This is a genomic window from Achromobacter anxifer (assembly GCF_903652925.1).
GTDB lineage: Bacteria > Pseudomonadota > Gammaproteobacteria > Burkholderiales > Burkholderiaceae_B > Achromobacter > Achromobacter anxifer.
This window is the reverse complement of record NZ_CAHLAR010000016.1, coordinates 64639-84786: the sequence shown is the minus strand read 5'-3', so window position 1 is coordinate 84786 and position 20148 is coordinate 64639. Positions and strand designations below refer to the sequence as shown.

Below are 20148 nucleotides of genomic sequence, written 5' to 3'. Positions count from 1 at the left end.
CGCGGGGCGCGGGGAGCTTGCACCGCTGCCCGGCCATGAGGACGAAGTGAGCACGATTTCCACCGACACGGCGCCGCGCGCGCTGACCAGCAAGGGCGAGGCGCGGCGCGAACGCCTGCTCGAAGCCGCCACCCGGTCGCTGCTGGAGCACGGCTACGCGCAAACGTCCATCCAGCATGTCGTGCGCCAGGCGGGCGGCTCGGCAGCCACCGCCTACCAGCTGTTCGGCAACAAGGAAGGCCTGCTGGTGGCGGTACTGGAACACGAATTGGACAACATGCGCGCGGCGGTCTTCCCTGGCGCCATGCAGGACCAGCCCGTCGGCCAGGCCTTGCACGAGCTGGCCCAGCGCCTGCTGAGCTATGCCCTGCAGCCCGACTCGGTTGCCCTGTACCGATTGATGGTGTCCGAAGCCCATCGCCTGCCGCAGCTGGCCGCATCGCTGCGGCTGACGGTGGAAAAGCAGCTGCACTCGCCACTGGAGCAGTGCCTGCGCAAAGCCTGCGAGCGCGGCGAACTGCGTATCGACGATCCCCGCCTGGCCGCGCGCACGCTGGGCAACCTGATCAACGGCATCGCCTCGCACGCTCGCCTGACGGGCGGCTGGGCCGAGGGCCCGGACGCCGAATGCCTGGCCACCTGCCGTTACGGCGTCGACACGCTGTTGCGCGCCTTCCGGCCGTAGCGCTCTTACACCTTTGGGTCCAGCAGGCCTTAGCCGTTACACCATTCGCCCCCCTAGCCCTTACGCCATTCGGCCCAGCCGGCCCGCGCCAGCAGCGCCGCCGGCCACAGCATGCAGGCGGCCGCCAGCCACAGGTTGGCCCGCACCCCCAACGCATCCACGCTGGGCACGCCCAGCAGCGAACCCGCCGCGATGCCCAGGTTGAACACCGCCACGAACAGCGCGGTCGCGGCCTCCACCGCATCCGGCGCCGCTTTCATCATCCAAGTCTGCAACGACACCGAGACCGCGCCGTAGGCCAACCCCCAGCACAGCAGCAAGGCGATGGCCGCCGGCTGGAACCGTCCCAAACCGCCGAGCAGCAGCAGGATCAGCGACAGACTGGCCGCAATCGTCAGCAGGGTTGCCGCGGGGCGTCTGGCGGCCGCGCCCCCGCCCAGGAAATTACCGGCCACGCCGGCCGCGCCGTAGGCGAACAGCAGCGGCCCGATCCAGCCATCGCCAAACGCCGCATGGATCTGCAGCAGCGGGCGCACGAAGGCATAGGCCATGAAATGGCCCGCCACCAGGAACAGCGTGACCGTCAGCCCCAGCCGCAAGCCCGGATTGGCCAGTTGCGACAGCAGCTGGCGCGGCCGCAGCGAACGCGCCGCGGGCAAGGCCGGCAGGCTGCACAGATTCAACAGCAGCACGCCGGCGCATAGGGCCGCCATGGCGCCGAAGGCCGCGCGCCAGCCGGCCAGTTCGCCGATGAATGCGCCCAGCGGCACGCCGGCCACCGACGCCACCGCGACTCCGCCGAAAATGATGGACGTGGCCAGCCCCACCCCGCCCGGCGCGACCAGCCTGCCCGCCAGTCCGCCCGCGATCGCCCAGACGCCGCCGATGCAGAAACCCACCAGGATCCGTGCCGCCAGGAACCAGGGCATGCTAGGCGCCCAGGCGCTGGCCGCGTTGGCGCCCGCCAGCAGCGCCAGCAGCCCGCAGAGAATGAGGCGCCGGTCGGCGCCCCGCGCGCCAAGCACGACCAGCGGCGCGAACAGCGCCGCCAGGATCGCGGGCACGAACAGCATGAAGCCGCCCATGCCCACCGATACGTCCAGCTCGCCGGTGATGGGAACGAAAAGACCCACCGGCAGCATTTCCGTCGTCACGACGCAAAAAGTCGCCATGCCCGCGGCGGTCACGCCCAGCCAGGCGCGCCATCCGGCGCGGCCGGCGGCGGGTTCGGGAACAGGCAGGCCGGCGCTGGCCTGGTCTTGCAGGGAGGTACCGCGAGTCATGAGGGGTGATTCCAGGAAAGGCCCCGACGGAGCCAACCCCTAGGCAGTCTACTGTTTCCATTTCACTGATAAAGTGGCAAAACCAATAAACAAAAGGGACAAATCGTGCGCAATTCCGCCTCCCCTGCGGCGCACCTGGACCACATCGGCGACCTGCTCGCCTTCGTGCGCGTGGCCGACACGCAGAGCTTTACCGCCGCCGCCGAAAAGCTGGGCCTGTCGCGCTCGGCCATGGGCAAATGCATCGCGCGCCTGGAGCAAGGGCTGGGCGCGCGGCTGCTCCACCGCAGCACCCGCAGCGTCAGCCTCAGCGACGAGGGCCGCGTCTTCTACGAATACGCGCAGCGCATCCTGTCCGAGGTCGACAACGCCACCGACGCCATGGCCAGCCGCAAGCAGGCGCCGCGGGGACGGCTGCGCATCGACCTGCCGGTGTCCCTGGGCCGGCTGCACATCATGCCGCTGCTGCGCGACTACCTGCGGGAATGGCCCGAGGTGGACGCCGATGTCAGCTTCTCCGACGACTACACGGACCTGGTGCGTCACGGCGTGGACGTAGCCATCCGCATCGGCGGCGAAACCGACAGCCGGCTGGTGCGGCGGGTGCTGGCGCCGCACCGCCTGATCACCTGCGCCTCGCCCGAATACCTGGACCGCCACGGCATCCCCGCCACCCCGGACGACCTGACCGCCCACCAGACCCTGGCCTACACCCACGCCGGCGCGCTGGTGCCCTGGCGCTACGCCGTCAACGGGCGCGAGCGCAACGTGCAGGTGGCCGGACGCCTGCGGCTGGGCAATACCGAAGCCCTGCGCGACGCGGCGCTGGCAGGCGCGGGCATCGCGCAGTTGGGCGCGTTCCTGGTCGGAGAGGACCTGCGCGCCGGCCGGCTGACGCCCCTACTGGAATCCGCCGCGCCGCCGGGCGCCCCGGTCTGCGCGGTCTATCCGCACCGGCGCCACCTGGCCCCCAAGGTGCGCGTCCTGATCGACGCCATCGCCGGCCGCTGGAGCGCCGGCGCGCCCTGGGCGGCCGACGCCTTGCCGCGCCGGCCGCCAGCCAGCGATCCACTATGATTGCGGGCATTGCCCCGCCAGGCGCAATACCGGATACCCAGGGACGCCGCCCGGCATGCCCATGCCCGCGCCCCGCCATTTCCCCCGGAGTCTTACTTGAGCGATATCTACCAATTCAGCCGCGGCACGGCGCCCCTGCTGATCTCCATTCCCCATCTGGGCAGCATGATCCCCGACGCCCAGCGCGCGCAGATGACGCCGCTGGGCCTGCAGTCCGGCGACACCGACTGGCACCTGGACACGCTGTACAACTTTGCCGAAGCGCTGGGCGCCTCGGTCCTGGGCGCGCGCTATTCGCGCTACGTGGTGGACCTGAACCGCCCGCCCAACGACGAAAGCCTGTATCCCGGCCAGACCAAGACCGGCCTGTGCCCGGCCCAGACCTTCCGTGGCGACGACCTCTACCGCAATGAAGCCGTCCTGACCGATGCCGAACGCGCGCACCGCCTGCAAACCTACTGGCAGCCCTACCACGCCAAGCTGTGCGAAGAGCTGGACCGCATCAAGGCCGAACACGGCACCGTGCTGCTGTGGGAAGCGCACTCCATCGCCAGCGTGCTGCCGCGCCTGTTCGAAGGCAAGCTGCCCGACCTGAACATCGGCACCGCCGACGGCGCGGCCTGCGCGCCCGACATCCTGGCGCAAGTCGAAGGCCAACTGCGCGACAACACCGCCTACACCTGGGCCGTCAACGGCCGCTTCAAGGGCGGCTACATCACGCGCCACTACGGCAAGCCTGCTGACAACATCCACGCCATCCAGCTGGAAATGTGCCAGTCCACCTACATGGACGAAACCCACCCCTACGCCTATCGCCCCGAACTGGCCGACCGCGTCATCCCGCTGGTCGAAGGCATGGTGCAGGCCGCCCTGCGTCAAACCCAGGCGCGCCAGCGCTGATTCCGCGGCTGGCGCAACGCGCCAACGGCCGCCGCCCCCAAAACCGCCTCAGGCGCCGTCCGGCCCTGGGGCGGTTTTCATTTGCGCCGGGTCACGGGTATACCCCAATTATTCACTTCACAGTCTCAGACGTAGTATTTCAATTGAGCTACGTAAAACATTACGAGCCATAATGAAAAATACGTGGAGACAAAAAATGAAGACATGGAGTCCCGCCGCCTGCGGCGCGCTGGCGCTGTGCGCCCTGTTCACGACGGGTGCGCACGCCGCCGATCCCGACACGTTCAAGATCGGCGGCGTGGTATCGCTGTCGGGCACCTACGGCATCTTTGGCGAAGACATGCGCAAGGGCGTCACCATCGCCATCGAGCAGCGCGGCGGGAAGGTCCTGGGCAAGCCCATCCAGGTCACCTGGGAAGACGACGAAACCAAGCCGCAGCCGGCGGTGCAGAAGACCACCCGCCTGATCTCCGACGGTTCGCAGATGATCTTCGGCGCGGTCAGCTCGGCCAGCACGCTGGCCATCATGAACATCGCCAAGCAACGCAAGGTCCCGCACCTGGTCACCATGTCGGCCGACGACAAGATCACCGTGCCGGGGGGCTCGCGCTATACCTTCCGCACCTCCAACACGCTGGGCATGGAGCAGCGCATGGCGCTGGCCTACACCAAGGAACAGAAGCTCAAGCGCATCTACGGCGTCACGGCCGACTACCAGGCCACGCGCGACAGCTGGGACTGGTACCGTCGCGAGGCCGAAAAGGCCGGCGTCGAGATCGTCGGCGCCGACTTCCCGCCGCTGGGCAACCGCGACTATTCGTCCATCGCCGACAAGATCGCGCGCTCCAACGCCGATGGCGTGGCGCTGTTCATGACGGGTTCCGACGCCGTCACCATGGTCAAGCAGGCCGGCCAGATCGAACTGGGCAAGACGCGCAAGATCTTCGGCCCCGTCATCGCCGACGAGACCATGGCGGCCGGCGTGGGCCCCACCGCGGTCGGCGTGCAATCGGGCGTGAGATATCACTTCACCGTCGAGAACGACGCCAACAAGGCTTTCGTCGCGGCTTTCCGCAAGAAATACAACGAGTTCCCTTCCGCCGCCGCGGGCGAAGCCTATGACGGCATGAGCTGGTGGCTGGACGTGGTCGACAAGACCGGCACCTGGGACAAGGAGAAGTGGGTCGAGGCATTCGCGGCCAGCGAGCGCGACAACTCCGTGGAAGGCAAGAAAACCATGCGCGCCTGCGACCACCAGGCCATGCAGAACGGCCTGTGGGGCGTCGTCAGCAACGGCACGCCGCCGCAGCCCGCCTACGTCATGGATATCGTCCGCGTGTTCCCGCCAGACCAGGTCTTCGAGCCCTGCGCGGGCTGAACCCGCCGCGCGACGCAGCAGGCCGGCTCCGCTCACGGTCCGGCCTGCCCCCGGCGCGCCCGCGCGCCGCCTGACGGATTTCTGCCATGTCCACCGTGATCATCGGCCTGAGCCTGGGAATGCTGCTGTTCCTGCTGGCGTCCGGCCTTACGCTTATCTTCGGCATGCTGGGCGTCATCAACTTCGCCCATGGCGCCCTGTACATGCTGGGCGCCTACCTCGCCTACGATATTCAACTGCGCACCGGCTCGTTCATCGCCGCCCTGCTGGCGGCGACTGTGGGCGTCGGCCTGGTCGGCGTGGCGATGGAACGGCTGGCCCTGCGGCCGCTGTACAACCGCCCGCACTTCTATCAGCTGATCCTGACCTTCGGCTTCATCCTCGTCATCAGCGAAGCGGTGAAGTTCGTCTGGGGCCTGGGCTACCAGGAAACGCCCATGCCGGCGCTGCTGGCGGGCACGGTCGAGCTGGCCGGCAGCACCATTCCCGTCTACCGCCTGTTCGTCATCGCCTTCGGCCTGCTGGTGTCGGCGGCGCTGTTCTTCGTGCTGGAAAAAAGCACCTTCGGCATGCTGGTGCGCGCCGCCAGCAGCGACGGCGAGATGGTGCGCATCCTGGGCCTGCCGGCGGCCCATATCCGCAGTGCGGTGTTCGGCGTGGGCGCGGCGCTGGCCGGACTGGCGGGCGCCATCTCGGCCCCGCTGTTCCCCATCGAACTGGGCATGGCCACCAACACCATCATCGACTGCTTCATCGTGGTGATCCTGGGAGGGCTCGGCAACATCCGCGGCGTAGTCGCGGCGTCGCTGCTGATCGGCATGGTGCGCGCGGTGGGCTACACCTTCATGCCCAGCTGGGTCGACATCCTGACGTTCGCCATGCTGATCGGCACCCTGCTCACCCGTCCGCAAGGACTGTTTTCCCGCCAAGCGAGGCTGGCATGACGACTTCCCGCCAAGACGCCGCCATCGCGGCCGGCGTGGCCGCCGCGGTGATCGCGGTGCCCTTCTGCACGCAAAACGATTTCCTGCTGAACCTCAGCATCCTGATCATGGTGTGGTCGATCTTCGCCGTGGGCTTCGACCTGGTGTTCGGCCTGCTGGGCATGGTGTCCTTCGGCCACGCCGCCTTCCTGGGCACGGGCGGCTACGCGCTGGCGCTGGCCACGCAACGCTACGGCCTGCCGTTCGAAGCCGGCCTGGCGCTCGCCATCATGGCCGGCGCGGCCTGCGCCTGGATCTTCAGCGTGTTCGCGCTGAGGGTCTCGGGGATCTTCTTCGCGCTGGTCACGCTGGCGCTGTCTCAGCTCATGTACATCCTGGCCGACAGCAAGCTGCGCGAATGGACGGGCGGCGCCGACGGCCTGCCGGGCATCGGCCGGCCCGAACTCGCCGGCATCGATTTCTTCGATACAGTGAACTTCTATTGGTACGTGGCCGCCGTGTTCGCGCTGGTCATGGCGCTGATGGCGATGCTGCGCGCCTCGCCCTTCGGCCGCGCGGTGGCGGGCCTGCGCCAGAACGAGATCCGCGCCGCCCAGCTGGGCTACAACGTGCAGCGCCTCAAGCAGATCACCTTCCTGGTTTCGGGCGCCGTCGGCGGCCTGGCGGGTGGGCTGCTGGCCGCGGTGCTGATGTACATGAACCCGCAGATGCTGCACTGGACCACCTCGGGCGACGTCATCATCATGACCCTGCTGGGCGGCGCGGGCACGCTGTGGGGACCGGTGGCCGGCGTGCTGCTGTTCGAGGCCCTGAAGGAATGGCTCAGCGGCTGGACGCCCTACTGGTACGGCATCCTGGGCCTGGTCTTCATCCTGGCCACGCTGTATTTCCCGCAAGGCGTGCTGGGCGCCCTGCAGGCGCGCTGGGGCCGTAGCCGCCCCCCCGCCCCCGCGAACCCATCCGCGCCCCACGTGCCGCTGGCGCCGCGCGAAGGGAGCCCGTCATGAGCGACATCGCCCTGCAATGCGAACAGGTCAGCGTCACCTTCGGCGCGCTGCGCGCCATCGAGGACTTCAGCTACGCCTTCGAAACCGGCCGCGTCTACGGCCTGATCGGCCCCAACGGCGCAGGCAAGACCACCCTGCTCAACGTGCTGTCGGGCAACCTGCCCGGACACGGCGGCCGCATCCTGTGCCACGGCGCGGACATTTCCCGCCTGCGGGCCTACGAACGCGCCAGGCACGGCATCGGCCGCAGCTTCCAGATCACCAAGATCTTTCCCGAGATGACGGTGCTGGAGAACCTGCGCATCGCCGCGCAGATCAGCCATTCGCGCCTGCTGCCCTTCTGGCTGGCGCCGCGCTATGACCGCCGGCTGGCCTCCACCATCGACGCCATGCTGGAACTGACCGATCTCGCGCCCTGGCGCGACACCGTCGCGGGCACCTTGTCCTACGGGCTGCAACGCGCGCTGGAATTGGGCCTGACCCTGCTGCCCGACCCGCGCATCCTGTTGCTGGACGAACCGCTGGCGGGCGTCGGCCACCATGAAGTCGGCGCGGCCACCCGCCTGATCCGCCATGCCGCCGCCGGCCGCACGGTGCTGCTGATCGAACACAACATGGACGTGATCATGACCCTGTCGGAACACATCGTGGTGCTGTCCAACGGCCGCAAGGTGGCCGAAGGGCCGCCCGCAGCCATCCGCGACGACGCCACCGTGCGCGCGGTCTACCTGGGCGAAGAGGTGGCGGCATGATCGAACTGCGGCACGCCAGCGTGCATTACGGCCAGGCGCTGGCGCTCAAGAACATTGCCTTGCGCGCGGCGCAGGACGAGATCGTCGCCATCGTGGGACGCAACGGCGCAGGCAAGTCCACCACGCTCAAGACGCTGATCGGACTGCTGCCCTTGTCGTCGGGCAGCCGCCTGATCGCGGGACAGGACGCCACGCGCCGCGCTGTCGAACAGATCAGCCGCGACGGCATCGCGCTGGTGCCCGACACCCGCCGCATCTTCCCCAACCTGACCGTGCGAGAAAACCTGCGCATGGGCGCGCTGGCGCACCAGCCCGGCTACTGGACGCAGGACCGCGTGCTGCAGGTATTCCCGCGGCTGGGGGAACGCATCGGCTTTCACGGCGACCAGCTGTCCGGCGGCGAACAGCAAATGCTGGCGATCGCGCGCGCCCTGCTGGGGAATCCGCGCATCCTGCTGCTGGACGAGCCGACCGAGGGCCTGGCGCCGCGCATCGTCAACGAACTGATCGAGGTCTTCGCCGAAGTCCACCGCCAGGGCACCGGCATCGTGCTGGTCGAACAGAACCTCAAGGTACCCGGCCGCCTGGCGCATCGCCAGTACGTGCTGGACCACGGCGAAATCGCCTGGAGCGGATCGGCCGCGGACGTCGAGGCCAACCGCCACATCATCGAATCCATCCTCACCACGGGCATCCAAGCATGAGCAACGACACTACCTACATCGCGGGCGTGGGCATCACCCGCTTCGACAAGCAACCCGCCAAAAGCGTCAAGGACCTGGTGCGCGACGCGGTCACGCAAGCCCTGGCGGACGCGGGCTGCGACGCGGCCGACCTCCAGGCGGCTTACTTCGCCTCCGCCGGCCAGGGCTCCATCGAAGGCCAGTACATGGTGGCCGGCCAGGTCGCGCTGAAGGCCATGGGCGTCGCCGGCATACCCGTCACCAACGTGGAGAATGCCTGCGCCAGCTCCAGCACCGCGCTGAACGCCGCGCACCTGTACGTGGCCTCGGACGCGGGCGACATCTGCCTGGCCGTGGGCGTGGACAAGCTGTTCTCCGAGGACAAGGCCAAGAGCTTCGCGGTGTTCGACGGCGCCTGGGACGTGCATAACGCGCCGGCGCAAATGGCCCAGCTGATGGCGCTGGCGCCCGACGTGACGCCCCCGCCTGGCTTCGAGGAACCGGGCAAGCGCAGCGTGTTCATGGACATCTACGCCAGCCTGGCGCGGCTGCACATGAAGACCTTCGGCACCACCCAGCGCCAGCTTGCCGCCGTGGCCGCCAAGAACCACATGCATTCCACGCGCAATCCGCTGGCCCAGTTCCAGTACCCGATGACGATCGACGAGGCCCTGGCCGCGCGGCCGGTGTCCTGGCCCCTGACCTTGCCGATGTGCGCGCCCATCAGCGACGGCGCGGCCGCCGCCATCGTCTGCAACGCCCGGGGCCTGAAGCGCCTGCAACGGGCGCGCGCCGTGCGCCTGTACGCCAGCGTGCTGCGCACCGCCACCGACCGCCCCGCCGACCGCTACGACCGCCACCTGTGCCACCTGGCCGCGCTGGAAGCCTACGAACGCGCCGGCGTCGGCCCGCAGGACATGTCGCTGGCCGAAGTCCACGACGCCACCGCCTTCGCCGAGATCCAGCAGACCGAGGCGCTGGGCTTCTGCGCCTTCGGCGAGGGCGGGCCGATGGCCGAATCCGGCGCCACCAGCCTGGGCGGCCGCATCCCCATCAACGTGTCCGGCGGCCTGCTTTCGCGCGGCCACCCCATCGGCGCCACCGGGCTGGCGCAGGTCCATGAAATGGTGATCCAGCTGCGCGGCGAGGCCGGCGCGCGCCAGGTCCAGGGCGCACGCTTCGCCATCGCCGAGAACGGCGGCGGCTTCAACGGCGTGGAAGAGGCGGTGACCTGCATCACCCTGCTTGGCCACTGATCCCGCGCCCCCATCCACCCAGAGACCGCCATGCATCTCAGCTCTCTCTTTCACCGCAGCGCCACCACCCATGCCGACCAGCCCGCGCTTGCCGCCGGCGCCCGCGAACCCCTCAGCTACGCCCAGCTCCAGGCCCGGGTGCAGGCGCTGGCCGGCTGGCTGCGCGGCCCGCTGGGCCTGGCACCCGGCCAGCGCGTCATGCTGGCGCTGCGCAACCACCCCAGCTACATCGAATCGATGCTCGCCATCTGGCATGCCGGCCTGTGCGCCGTGCCCGTCAACGCCAAGCTGCATCCCAACGAACTCGAATACATCCTGCGCGACAGCGACGCCCGCCTGTGCCTGTCGCAAGGCGAATTGCTCGCCGCGCTGGAGCCGGTCGCCCGCGGCCTGGACGCGGTACGCATGGAGGACGTGGAATCCGCCGGCTACGCGGCCGGCGCCCTGGGCCCGCCGCTGGCGCTGGAAACCCGTCCGCCCGAAGAGCTGGCCTGGCTGTTCTACACCAGCGGCACCACCGGCAAGCCCAAGGGCGTCATGCTCAGCCACACCAACCTGGTCGGCATGTGCCTGAACTTCTATGCCGATGTGCAGTCGGTGCAACCCGGCGACGCCATGGTCCACGTGGCGCCGCTATCGCACGGCGGCGGCCTCTACAGCATTCCGTACTGGCTGCACGGCGCCGTGCAGATCGTGCCCGACAGCGGCGGCCTGGACGAAGACGAGTTGTCCGGACTGCTGACGCGCTACCGCAACGTCAGCCTGTTCGCCTCGCCCACCATCGTGCAGCGCATGGTGCGTCACGCCCGCCTGAACGGCGGCCCGCAAGCGGGCCTGCGCGCCCTGATCGTGGGCGGCGCGCCGTTCTACGTGGAAGACATCAAGGACGCGGTCGCCTGCTACGGCCCGCGCGTGGCGCAGATCTACGGCCAGGGCGAAAGCCCCATGTCGATCTCGGCGCTGTCGGCGGCCCAGATCGGCGCCGCCGTCGCCCGCAACGACGATGCGCTGCTGGGATCGGTCGGCTACGTCCAGTCGTCCATGGAAGTGGAATTGCGCAACCCCGCCGGCCAGCCGGTCGCCCCGGGGGAGCTGGGCGAAGTCGCGGTCCGCGGGCCGACGGTGATGCTGGGCTACTGGAACAATCCGCAAGCCACCGCCGACACCCTGGCGGACGGTTGGCTCCATACCGGAGATATCGGCGTCCTGGACGAGCGCGGCCTGCTGCACCTGAAGGACCGATCCAAGGACGTCATCATCAGCGGCGGCACCAACATCTACCCGCGCGAGGTGGAAGAGGCGCTGATGCGCCACGACGCCGTGCAGGAAGTTTCCGTGATCGGCAGTCCGGACCCGGAATGGGGCGAGTCGGTGCTGGCCTTCGTGGTGCTCAAACCGGGCGCCCAGGCCTCGGACCAGGACCTGGACCGCCTTTGCCTGGAATCGATCGCGCGCTTCAAGCGCCCCAAGCGCTACGTCTTCCTGGAGGAACTGCCGAAAAACAGCACCGGCAAAGTGTTAAAACGCGAACTCCAACAACGCAAGCTGCCGACTCCATGACCCAAGCTTTCCCCCTCTTTGGCCGCACGGCTGTCAGCCAGACTGAAAAGGCCTATTGCGCCCTGGAGGAAATGATCGTCACCGGCGAGCTGCCCCCGGGCAGCCAATGGTCGGAAACCACCCTGAGCGAGCGCGTCGGCATCGGCCGCTCGCCGGTGCGCGACGCCCTGCAGAAGCTGGCGTTCCAGCGGCTGGTGGAAATCGCCCCGCGCCAGGGCATCTTCATCTCCGAGATCGACTACCAGGGACAGCTGAAGATCATCCAGGCGCGGCGCGAGATCGAGCGGCTGATCGTGGCGCAGGCGGCGCAATGGGCCGACGACGCCGAGCGCGCCGAACTGGCGCGCCTGGCCCGCGAACTGGAAGAGCTGAAGGCCATCAACGACATGCGCATGTACATGCGCCTGCATTTCGCGCTGACCAGCCAGATTGGCGCCGCCGCGCGCAACAGCTACGCGGCCGAATTCCACGCCATGCTGCAGACGCTGGCGCGGCGTTTCCTGTACTTCCACCAGAAACGCCATCCGGACCTGGTCCAGATCTGCGAGCTCCACATCCAGCAGATCAACGCCATCGTGGAAGGCTCGGTGGAGCGCGCCATCGCCACGGCGGAAGCGCGCAACGACTATGCCGAGAACCTGGCCCGCAACATCCTGATGGAGCTGATCGTGACCTCGGCGGTCACCATCAGCAAGCCGCCGCGCGGCAAGAGCGGCGCGGACTGAGGCGGCGCCGGCCCGACCTCCCTTTTTACCGGGCGCCCGGCAAGGGGCGCCCGGCTAGGGGCGCCTAGATTTCCTCGGTATACAGTTCGACCCGCAGATGGAAGCTGCCGATCAGGTTCCACTGCGCGCGATCCGAGTACAGCGTTTCCTCGGATGCGAAGGCGATCATGTATTCGCGTCCCGTGCGCGGATCGCGCCAGGACTTCATGGGGGCTTCCCAGCCGCAGCAGCGAAAGCGCAGCGGCCCCATGCCGAAACGCTGACGCAGGTATTCCTGGGCCTCGGCGGCATGCGCGCCGTCCAGGCGGTAGCGCGCCACCAGCGGCTTGCCCTGCGCCCGGAATTCCGGACGGCATCCCTGGAACTCGATGTACTCGGGCTTGCCGCCCAGGGCCAGCAGAAAATCCTCGCATCCCGGCGTCGGCGCGGCCTGCGCGCGCGCCGCGCCCGAGGCCGCCGCCAGCAGCAGCGCGACGCACAGCAGGCGGATCGCCAGTGTCATGCCGGCCAGGGGATTCATGATGCTTGCCTCGACATCGATACGCGCGTTGGAAATGGCTTGGCGTCAGCGCGCCCGGTCGGCCAGATTCTGCCACGCGCCCGTACTGCGGCCCTCTTCCGCCAGGAATTCCACCAGGGTCGGCAGGGCCGCGTCCATCGGCCGATTGGCCTGTATCCGCATGACGTAGCCCCAGGAGCCCGGCATGCGCAGATGCGGCACCAGGGGCACCAGCCGGCCGCTGGCCAGTTCCTCGTCGATGAGCGGCGCGCGTCCCAACGCGATGCCGACGCCGGCCGCGGCCGCGGCGGCCACCGTGCTCAGGCCGCTCAGCACCATGGGCTCCTGCCAGTCGGATTCGGCCAGGCCCAGGCGCGGACTCCAGGTGCGCCAGTCGGTCTCCGGACTGTCCACGTGCTTTTCCTCCAGCCAGCGGTGGCGCAGAAACACTTGCGGATCGGCGCGCTCGGCCGGGTCGACCAGCGCCGGGCTGCAAACAGGCACCACGGTTTCGGTCATGAGCGGGATATCGCCCGGTTCCGCGATGTGCGGTCCCATGGCGCGCACGTGCAGGAACGCCAGATCGATGTCCTGGCTCTTCCAGGCGGGATCCTGGCTGGCGTGCAGATAGACCTGGATGTCGATGCCCGGATGCAGTTCGATGAAACGTCCGATGCGCGGCGCCAGCCACATGGCGGCCAGCGAAGGGTTGGCGGAAACGTTCAGGGTATCGCGCCGCTTGCCCCTGGCGGAGGCCCGCACATTGCGGCAGGCGGTCTCCAGCAGGGTCAAGGCCTGTTGCACGGAAACCAGCAGGTCGGCGCCCGCCGCAGTGGTCTCCGCGCGCCTCACCGTGCCGCCGCGGCGCAGCAGGGCCACGCCCAGATCGGCCTCCAGCGCCCGTAGCTGATGGCTGACGGCGCTCTTGGTGACATGGAGTTCCGCGGCGGCGCGGCTCAGGCTGCCCAGGCGGGCGACGGCCTCGAAGGCGCGCAGGGCCGCCAGCGGCGGCGTGTGGTTGGGTAGATCGGCCATGGGTCAAGTCTAGCTCAACCCTAGATTGAAAAACTATCGCTTTCGCCCGTGCACGGGATCGGGGACCATGCAAGCACTCAAAGGAGTTTGCTATGTATTTCGATTCGCGCCTCTGGCAGTTGACGGCGGGACTGCGCGCCGGCATGGCGGGCGGCATTTTCCTGGGCTTGCTGGCCCTGGCGGCCGGCATCGCCCGCTATGTGTTCCTGGGCCAGTTGCTGGCCCGCGTGTTCGATGGCGCCCCCTGGCAGGACTGGCTCACGCCCGCGCTGTGCGCCGCTGCCATGGTGCTGCTGCGCGCCTTCCTGGATCACTGGCGCACCGTGCAGGCCAACCGCTGCGCCGCGACTGTCCAGCATGCGCTGCGCGCCCGCCTCTATGACCGCATCGTGACGCTGGGCCCAGCCTGGTTCGCCAACCAGCGCACCGGCGGAGTCATGCTGACGGTGGTGGACGGCGTCGAGCAGTTGCAGGCGTTCTTCGGCCAGTACCTGCCCCAGGTCGCGATCGCCGCCGCGGCGCCCTTCGCCATCTTCGCCGTGATCGCGTTCTGGGACGTGCCCACCGCGCTGGTGTTCCTGGCGGCGGCGCTGTTTGCGCTGTTCGGGCCGATGGCGGTGCATATGCTGGACCGCCGCGCCAGCCTGGCGCGCAGCAAGTCCCTGAACGATTTCGGCGAGGACTTCCTGGACGCGATGCAGGGCCTGCCCACCCTGAAGTCCTATGGCCAGGGCAAGGCCTGGGGCCAGCGCCTGGCCGCCCGCGCCCGCAGCCTGTCGAACAATACCTTCTGGGTGCTGTCGGTCAGCCTGCTGACGCGCGGCATCAGCGACCTGGGCGTGGCGCTGGGCGCGGCGCTGGCGCTGACGCTGGGCGCCTGGCGCGTGGCCCACGGCGACATGAGCGTGGAAGCGCTGCTGATCGTGCTGATGGCCGGCACCGAGATCTTCCGCCCGCTGCGCGACCTGCGTTCGGTGCTGCACCGGGGCATGCTGGGCCAGTCGGCCGCCGCCAGCATCCATGCGCTGACCGACGCCCGGCCGCTGACGCCCGCGCCCGAGGCCGGCGGCAAGACGCCCGGCCGCCTGGCGCCCACCATCGAATTCGACCAGGTGGCGTTCTCCTACACGCCCGAACGCCGCGCCCACCAGGGCCTGAGCTTCCACATCGCCGCCGGCGAACGCGTCGGCGTGGTCGGCCCCAGCGGCGCGGGCAAGTCCACCATCGTGCGCCTGCTGCTGCGCGAATGCGTGCCGCAGTCGGGCAGCATCCGCATCGGCGGCCACGACATGAACGAGCTCGACACGCAGGCGCTGCTGTCGCACATCGCGCTGGTGAGCCAGGACATCACGCTGTTCCACGGCACCATCGACGACAACCTGCGGCTGGGCCGCCCCGAAGCCACCCACGAGCAGGTGCGCGCCGCGGCCCGCGCCGCCAACATCGACGACTTCATCATGGCGCTGCCCGACGGCTACGCCACCCGCATCGGAGAACGCGGCCTGCAACTGTCCGGCGGCCAGCGCCAGCGCGTGGCGATCGCCCGCGCCCTGCTGCGCGACGCGCCCATCCTGATCCTGGATGAGGCGCTGTCGTCGGTCGACACCGAGAACGAGGCGCTGATCCAGCAGGCGCTGGATCGCCTGATGGCCGGCCGCACCACGCTGATCCTGGCGCACCGCCTGGCCAGCGTCATCGGCGCCGACCGCTGCCTGGTGCTGGACCAGGGCCGGGTGGCGGAAGAAGGACCGCACGCGGAACTGATGCGGCAAGGCGGCCTGTACTACCGCCTGATGCACGAACAGGCGGCCGCGCACCGCAATCCGTCGGCGGGATCCGCCTCCCTTGCCGCGTCCGCCCCCGCCCAGGCGCAGCGCGAGGACTCGGCCCAGGAGTCCGGCGGACCAGGCCCTGCCCTGCGCTCGATCGACGAGGACGCCGCGCAAATCGGCTGGCGCGCCACCCTGAGCACGCTGCTGTCGGTGGTGCGGCCATGGCGCGGCACGCTCACGGCCACCATCCTGCTGGGCGTGGCGCGGGTCGCCGCCTACATCGGCGTGGGCGTGTTCAGCGCCCTGATCGTGGCCGCCATCCGCGACGGCCGCGACTATTCGGCCTTGATCGCCGGCCTGCTGATCGCCGCGCCGCTGGCCGCGCTGTTCCACTGGCTGGAGTCCTGGCTGGCCCACGCCATGGCGTACCAGCTATTGGCCGACATGCGCGTCAAGCTCTACGACAAGCTGGAGCGCCTGGCGCCGGCCTATCTGCTGCAACGCCGCTCCGGCGACCTGGTCGCGCTGGCCACGCAGGACGTGGAAATGGTCGAGTACTTCTACGCGCACACCATCGCGCCGGCCATTGTCTCGGTGCTGGTGCCGCTGTCGGTGCTGGGTTTCCTGGGCGTCTACAGCTGGCCCGTGGCGCTGGCGCTGCTGCCCTTCCTGGCCTACGCGCTGGTGTCCCCGGTGCGCGGACGGCGCAAGGTCGACGCCCTGGGCGACAAGGCGCGCGAGGCGCTGGGCGAGATGAGCGCCCACACCACCGACACCATCCAAGGCCTGGCCGACCTGACCGCCTTCCAGGCCACCGGCCGCCGCCGCGACGAATTCCTGCGCGTGGCCGACCACTACCGCACACGCCGCCTCGACATCCTGGACGATCTGTCGCGCCAGACCGCGGGCTTTGAAATCGCGATGGGGCTGGGCGGACTGGCCGTCGCGGTGGTGGGCGCGCTGCAGGTCGCCGCCGGCGCGCTGTCGGCCGGCATACTGCCCCTCCTGGTGCTGATCGCACTGGCGACCTTCCTGCCCGTGTCGGAGATCTCGCAGGTCAGCCGGCAACTGGCGGACACCATCGCCGCCACGCGCCGCCTGCACGTGGTCGCCAACGAGCCCGAACCCGTGGTCGACGGCCCGCTGCCGGCGCCCGTTTCCGCGCACGGCCTGTCGCTGGCCTTCGAACACGTCAGCTTCGCCTATCCCGGCAAGAACGCCGACACCTTGCGCGACCTGAGCTTCAAGGTGCCGGCCGGCGCCACCGTGGCGGTGGTGGGCGCGTCCGGCGCGGGCAAGAGCACGGTGGCCAGCCTGCTGCTGCGCTTCTGGGATCCGCGCCAGGGCCAGGTCAAGCTGGACGGCGTGGACCTGCGCCAGCTGCAGCTGGACGGCCTGCGCGAGCGCGTGGCGCTGGTGACGCAGGACACCTATCTGTTCAACGACACGCTGGAAGGCAATATCCGGCTGGCGCGGCCCGAGGCCAGCCCCGCGGACCTGGCGCGCGCGCTGGAGCAGGCGGCGCTGGCGGACTTCGTGCGCAGCCTGCCCGACGGCCTGGCAACGCGCGTGGGCGAACGCGGCATGCAGCTGTCGGGCGGCCAGCGCCAGCGCATCTCCATCGCCCGCGCCTTCCTGAAGAACGCGCCCGTGCTGATCCTGGACGAAGCCACCTCGCACCTGGACACCTTGTCGGAAATGCAGGTGCGCGGCGCCCTGGACGTGCTGATGCGGCACCGGACCACGCTGGTCATCGCGCACCGCCTGTCGACGATCCGCGATGCCGACCTGATCCTGGTGCTGGAGCGCGGCGCGCTGGCGGAGGCCGGCACGCACGACCAGTTGCTCAAGCGGCAAGGGGTCTATGCGCGCCTGGCCAGCCACCAGGGCGGCTACGCCGTCAATAGCGCAAGGTCTCTACCGACTTAGCGTTGGCGCGCACTTCCGCATCCGTGAACCAGACCCGCTTGTTGCCGAAGCTGGTGTACAGGTCGAACTGGTCGCGGATGTGGGGCGACGGCGTGCCGTCAGGCGCGACGAAGCCGCTCTGCCCCGGCGCCACCACGTCCACCGCGTGCACGCCCTGGGCGTCGAACACCGTCATGTTGTTCTCGGTGCCGCGGTTCTGCGTGGCCGGGAAGCTCAGCACTGCCTTGCCGTCCGCCTGCGGCACGCCCAGGAAGTTCTTGGGCGCGAACACCATGGGCGGCGCGGGTATGCGCCAGCTGGCGGGATCCTCGCCATAGGCCTGGCGCAAGGCCGCCAGCGCGTCGTCCAGCGCGGCCAGGGTCACATCCCGCGGCCGCTGGCCGTTGAAGAAGTCATACTTCTGCGGCACGCCGGAATCACGGCCGGCCAGCGCGTTGTACAGGACCTTCACGCCCACCGTCAGGTTGACCGAACCCGTGGCGGGCGCGGCCTGCGTCGGATAGCCGGTGGCGCTGTACCACTTGAAGAAGTCGGCAGGCATTTCGTCGGCCAGCGTGCGCTTGAGCATGGCGCGCAGCCAGGCGTCCATCACCGCCGGGCCGGCGTTGTCGTAGTAGCCGGCCTGCTTGTCGCTGGTGCCCATGCCGTCCCAGGACGCCAGCCCCGCCACCAGCCTGGCCCGCGCGTCGTCGGCCGGCAACCCTTGCACCGCCTGCTGCAGGAACGGCAGGAAATGGCGCCGGTTGACGTCGGCATAGCTGGTGGTGCGGATCAGGTCCCACATCTGCTGCGCGCTGACCTTGCCGCCATTGGCCGTCATGGCTTTCAGGCGGGTCTCGATCTCGGCGTAGCGGTCGGCCTGGCCCCACACGATGGCGAACAGGTCGGTCGAGGGATAGCCGCGCATGGGCTGGTTGTTCCAGTTGGCGATGAAGCCCTGGCGCGGGTTGTAGACCTGCGGGTTGGTCGAGAACGGCAGGATGCCCTGCCAGTCCATCTCGCCGGTGCCGGGCGCGGGCAGGCGCGGATCGTGGCCGGGGTGGCGCTTGGGATAGAAGCCCGTATGCGCGTAGCCGATGTTGCCCTTGTCGTCCGCGTAGTACCAGTTGATGGTCAGCGCATGGCGCGCGGCCTGCTGCTTCCACTCGTTCCAGTCGCGCGACTGCGCCTTGTGGGTCCAGGCCATCAGCGATTGCAGCTCGTAGCCTTCCCAGGCGCGCGCCTTGGCATAGGCCACGTGCTGCTTGTCGTCGAACTTGGTGACGATGCCGTGCACGGTCCGGTACACGTCCATCGCGACCGGCTGTCCGTCCTTGACCTCGATGAGCTCGGTGCGCTTTTCCATCTTCTTCCACACGCCGTCGTGGAAGTAGCGGGTGCGGTCGTTCGGGTCGAGCTTTTCCGCGAAGATGTCCACGTCGTCGCCAAAGCCCGCGGTCGAGCCCCAGGTCACGTGCGCGTTGTGGCCGAACAGGATGCTGGGATAGGCGAACGGCGTATTGCCGACCACGTCGAAGCCCGCTCCGTGCAGGCCAATGCCATAGGTATAGGCCGGATTCCACCAGCCGAACTGCGGCCCGTTCAGCAGGATGGAGCGGGCGTCCTTGGCGTGCTCCCGCCCCACGATCCACATATTGCTGGTGGTCGGAAAGCCGGCGATGCCGGGCTGCCCCGATTCGGCGAACTGCGCCAGCAGGCGCGCCGACGTGGCCGCGGGCGTCTCGTCCAGCACGCCGCGCGTCTGCGGATCGCGCGCCACGCGCTCCAGCATGGGCGGCGTGCCGTCGTAACGCGGCAGCGCATAGGACAACTTGGCGGGCGGCTTGGCGCCTTCCGGCCGGTACACGCCCTCTTCCTCGGGCACGGTGGTGGGCGCGCGGCTGTCGGTCATCCAGCGCAACTGGTTGAAGATCTGCATGGCGCGCTCGTCGCCATGCTTGTCCTGCAGCGCGGTCAACAACGCCAGGTTGTCGATCTCGCTATTGGCGTCGGAGAAGCGGTTGGCCATGGTGCCCACGAACACCATCGCCACGTCATATGCCGTCCAGTCCGTTGGCTGGAAATGCAGGTCGTTGAATTCCTTGGGCATCAAGCTGCCGGGCTCGGCGCGCACCCGCGCAATCCAGGCGTTCATGCCCGCGGCGTAGCCGTCCAGGATCTGGCGCTCGGACGCCGGCAGCGCGGCCAGCTGGAGCTGGATGCGCTCGGGCGAGAAATTGCCGCGGATGGACTTGTCGAACGCCACCATGGACTGGCCCAGCACCTCGGCCACGCGGCCCTGGGTACTGCGCCGCGCCATCTCCATCTGGAACAGGCGGTCCTGCGCCACGGCATAGCCGTAGCCGTAGAAAATGCCGTACACGCTGTTGGCGTACACATGCGGCATGCCATAGCCGTCGCGCCGTATCGTGACCTGGCCGCTGGCGGCCTGCGCCGGACGCGCCGGGGTGGCGGATTGCTGCTTGGCGTTTTGCTGGACATCCTGGGCCTGGGCATGGGCGCCCACGGCCGCGCAGGCCGCCAGGATGGCGGCCGGCAACAAGTGCTGCTTCATTGAATCTGTCTCCGTATTTGACGAGCCGCGCCGCGGTGCGAGTCCCGGGCAAGGTTTGCGGCGCCTCTTGCGGGCGCCGTCTGCGGACCATCATACGAACAGCCAATTT

General features: G+C 69.0%; 16 protein-coding genes. 12 read left to right on the top strand and 4 right to left on the bottom strand.

Features of this window, described 5'->3' with window-relative positions; translation table 11 throughout:
• Positions 1 to 46 precede the first annotated feature (46 nt).
• A complete protein-coding gene (locus HWY37_RS31760) occupies positions 47 to 685 on the top strand; it encodes a TetR/AcrR family transcriptional regulator (protein WP_175208884.1) in 639 nt (212 codons plus the stop codon).
• 53 nt (positions 686 to 738) lie between these two features.
• Here the strand turns inward: HWY37_RS31760 and HWY37_RS31755 are convergent, their stop codons facing one another.
• Complete coding sequence (locus tag HWY37_RS31755) at positions 739 to 1968, bottom strand: MFS transporter (RefSeq protein ID WP_176090648.1); 1230 nt, start codon at positions 1966 to 1968, stop codon at positions 739 to 741.
• A gap of 105 nt (positions 1969 to 2073) precedes the next feature.
• On the opposite strand from HWY37_RS31755, the gene HWY37_RS31750 reads away from it, so the two are divergent.
• The 10 genes from HWY37_RS31750 to HWY37_RS31705 all read left to right on the top strand — a co-directional run bounded on the left by HWY37_RS31750 (position 2074) and on the right by HWY37_RS31705 (position 12250).
• Positions 2074 to 3045: a LysR family transcriptional regulator gene (locus HWY37_RS31750; RefSeq protein WP_176090647.1), complete on the top strand. Its 972-nt coding sequence runs from the start codon at positions 2074 to 2076 to the stop codon at positions 3043 to 3045.
• A gap of 96 nt (positions 3046 to 3141) precedes the next feature.
• Positions 3142 to 3945, top strand: coding sequence for an N-formylglutamate deformylase (gene hutG / locus HWY37_RS31745; RefSeq protein WP_176090646.1), 804 nt, complete (start codon positions 3142 to 3144; stop codon positions 3943 to 3945).
• Between the two features lie 196 nt (positions 3946 to 4141).
• On the top strand, positions 4142 to 5323 hold the full coding sequence (locus HWY37_RS31740; protein WP_176090645.1) for an ABC transporter substrate-binding protein: 1182 nt from the start codon (positions 4142 to 4144) through the stop codon (positions 5321 to 5323).
• A gap of 86 nt (positions 5324 to 5409) precedes the next feature.
• Entirely contained in the window at positions 5410 to 6267 is an 858-nt protein-coding gene (locus tag HWY37_RS31735; protein ID WP_176090644.1) for a branched-chain amino acid ABC transporter permease, read from the top strand.
• Positions 6264 to 7274, top strand: a complete 1011-nt coding sequence (locus HWY37_RS31730) for a branched-chain amino acid ABC transporter permease (protein ID WP_176090643.1) — start codon at positions 6264 to 6266, stop codon at positions 7272 to 7274. Before HWY37_RS31735 ends, HWY37_RS31730 begins: the two co-directional genes overlap by 4 nt.
• On the top strand, positions 7271 to 8026 hold the full coding sequence (locus tag HWY37_RS31725) for an ABC transporter ATP-binding protein (protein ID WP_176090642.1): 756 nt from the start codon (positions 7271 to 7273) through the stop codon (positions 8024 to 8026). The genes HWY37_RS31730 and HWY37_RS31725 overlap by 4 nt, the downstream gene beginning before the upstream one ends.
• Positions 8023 to 8730 (top strand): ABC transporter ATP-binding protein, encoded by a 708-nt coding sequence (locus HWY37_RS31720; RefSeq protein ID WP_176090641.1) that lies wholly within the window; start codon positions 8023 to 8025, stop codon positions 8728 to 8730. Before HWY37_RS31725 ends, HWY37_RS31720 begins: the two co-directional genes overlap by 4 nt.
• On the top strand, positions 8727 to 9965 hold the full coding sequence (locus tag HWY37_RS31715; RefSeq protein ID WP_176090640.1) for a thiolase family protein: 1239 nt from the start codon (positions 8727 to 8729) through the stop codon (positions 9963 to 9965). Before HWY37_RS31720 ends, HWY37_RS31715 begins: the two co-directional genes overlap by 4 nt.
• 30 nt (positions 9966 to 9995) lie before the next feature.
• Positions 9996 to 11525: an AMP-binding protein gene (locus HWY37_RS31710; protein ID WP_176090639.1), complete on the top strand. Its 1530-nt coding sequence runs from the start codon at positions 9996 to 9998 to the stop codon at positions 11523 to 11525.
• Positions 11522 to 12250 (top strand): GntR family transcriptional regulator, encoded by a 729-nt coding sequence (locus HWY37_RS31705; RefSeq protein WP_176090638.1) that lies wholly within the window; start codon positions 11522 to 11524, stop codon positions 12248 to 12250. The genes HWY37_RS31710 and HWY37_RS31705 overlap by 4 nt, the downstream gene beginning before the upstream one ends.
• A gap of 64 nt (positions 12251 to 12314) precedes the next feature.
• Here HWY37_RS31705 and HWY37_RS31700 read toward each other — a convergent pair whose 3' ends face one another.
• Both HWY37_RS31700 and HWY37_RS31695 read right to left on the bottom strand, forming a co-directional pair.
• Positions 12315 to 12770 (bottom strand): DUF4952 domain-containing protein, encoded by a 456-nt coding sequence (locus HWY37_RS31700; RefSeq protein WP_176090637.1) that lies wholly within the window; start codon positions 12768 to 12770, stop codon positions 12315 to 12317.
• Positions 12771 to 12815: 45 nt separating this feature from the next.
• Entirely contained in the window at positions 12816 to 13784 is a 969-nt protein-coding gene (locus HWY37_RS31695) for a LysR substrate-binding domain-containing protein (RefSeq protein ID WP_176090636.1), read from the bottom strand.
• A 92-nt stretch (positions 13785 to 13876) separates the two neighbouring features.
• On the opposite strand from HWY37_RS31695, the gene cydC reads away from it, so the two are divergent.
• Positions 13877 to 17485, top strand: a complete 3609-nt coding sequence (gene cydC / locus HWY37_RS31690; protein ID WP_176090635.1) for a thiol reductant ABC exporter subunit CydC — start codon at positions 13877 to 13879, stop codon at positions 17483 to 17485.
• Here the strand turns inward: cydC and HWY37_RS31685 are convergent.
• The gene (locus tag HWY37_RS31685) at positions 17457 to 20039 is read right to left on the bottom strand and encodes a penicillin G acylase (RefSeq protein ID WP_176090634.1); all 2583 of its coding nucleotides are present in this window, start codon (positions 20037 to 20039) and stop codon (positions 17457 to 17459) included. The genes cydC and HWY37_RS31685 overlap by 29 nt on opposite strands.
• Positions 20040 to 20148 lie beyond the last annotated feature (109 nt).

Bases quoted from the DNA above. Each gene is read 5' to 3' on its own strand.
- cydC (WP_176090635.1), top strand. From the start codon at position 13,877: ATGTATTTCGATTCGCGCCTCTGGCAGTTGACGGCGGGACTGCGCGCC.
- HWY37_RS31725 (WP_176090642.1), top strand. From the start codon at position 7,271: ATGAGCGACATCGCCCTGCAATGCGAACAGGTCAGCGTCACCTTCGGC.
- HWY37_RS31740 (WP_176090645.1), top strand. From the start codon at position 4,142: ATGAAGACATGGAGTCCCGCCGCCTGCGGCGCGCTGGCGCTGTGCGCC.
- HWY37_RS31705 (WP_176090638.1), top strand. From the start codon at position 11,522: ATGACCCAAGCTTTCCCCCTCTTTGGCCGCACGGCTGTCAGCCAGACT.
- HWY37_RS31735 (WP_176090644.1), top strand. From the start codon at position 5,410: ATGTCCACCGTGATCATCGGCCTGAGCCTGGGAATGCTGCTGTTCCTG.
- HWY37_RS31715 (WP_176090640.1), top strand. From the start codon at position 8,727: ATGAGCAACGACACTACCTACATCGCGGGCGTGGGCATCACCCGCTTC.
- HWY37_RS31685 (WP_176090634.1), bottom strand. From the start codon at position 20,039: ATGAAGCAGCACTTGTTGCCGGCCGCCATCCTGGCGGCCTGCGCGGCC.
- HWY37_RS31720 (WP_176090641.1), top strand. From the start codon at position 8,023: ATGATCGAACTGCGGCACGCCAGCGTGCATTACGGCCAGGCGCTGGCG.
- HWY37_RS31755 (WP_176090648.1), bottom strand. From the start codon at position 1,968: ATGACTCGCGGTACCTCCCTGCAAGACCAGGCCAGCGCCGGCCTGCCT.
- HWY37_RS31700 (WP_176090637.1), bottom strand. From the start codon at position 12,770: ATGAATCCCCTGGCCGGCATGACACTGGCGATCCGCCTGCTGTGCGTC.
- HWY37_RS31695 (WP_176090636.1), bottom strand. From the start codon at position 13,784: ATGGCCGATCTACCCAACCACACGCCGCCGCTGGCGGCCCTGCGCGCC.
- HWY37_RS31710 (WP_176090639.1), top strand. From the start codon at position 9,996: ATGCATCTCAGCTCTCTCTTTCACCGCAGCGCCACCACCCATGCCGAC.
- HWY37_RS31730 (WP_176090643.1), top strand. From the start codon at position 6,264: ATGACGACTTCCCGCCAAGACGCCGCCATCGCGGCCGGCGTGGCCGCC.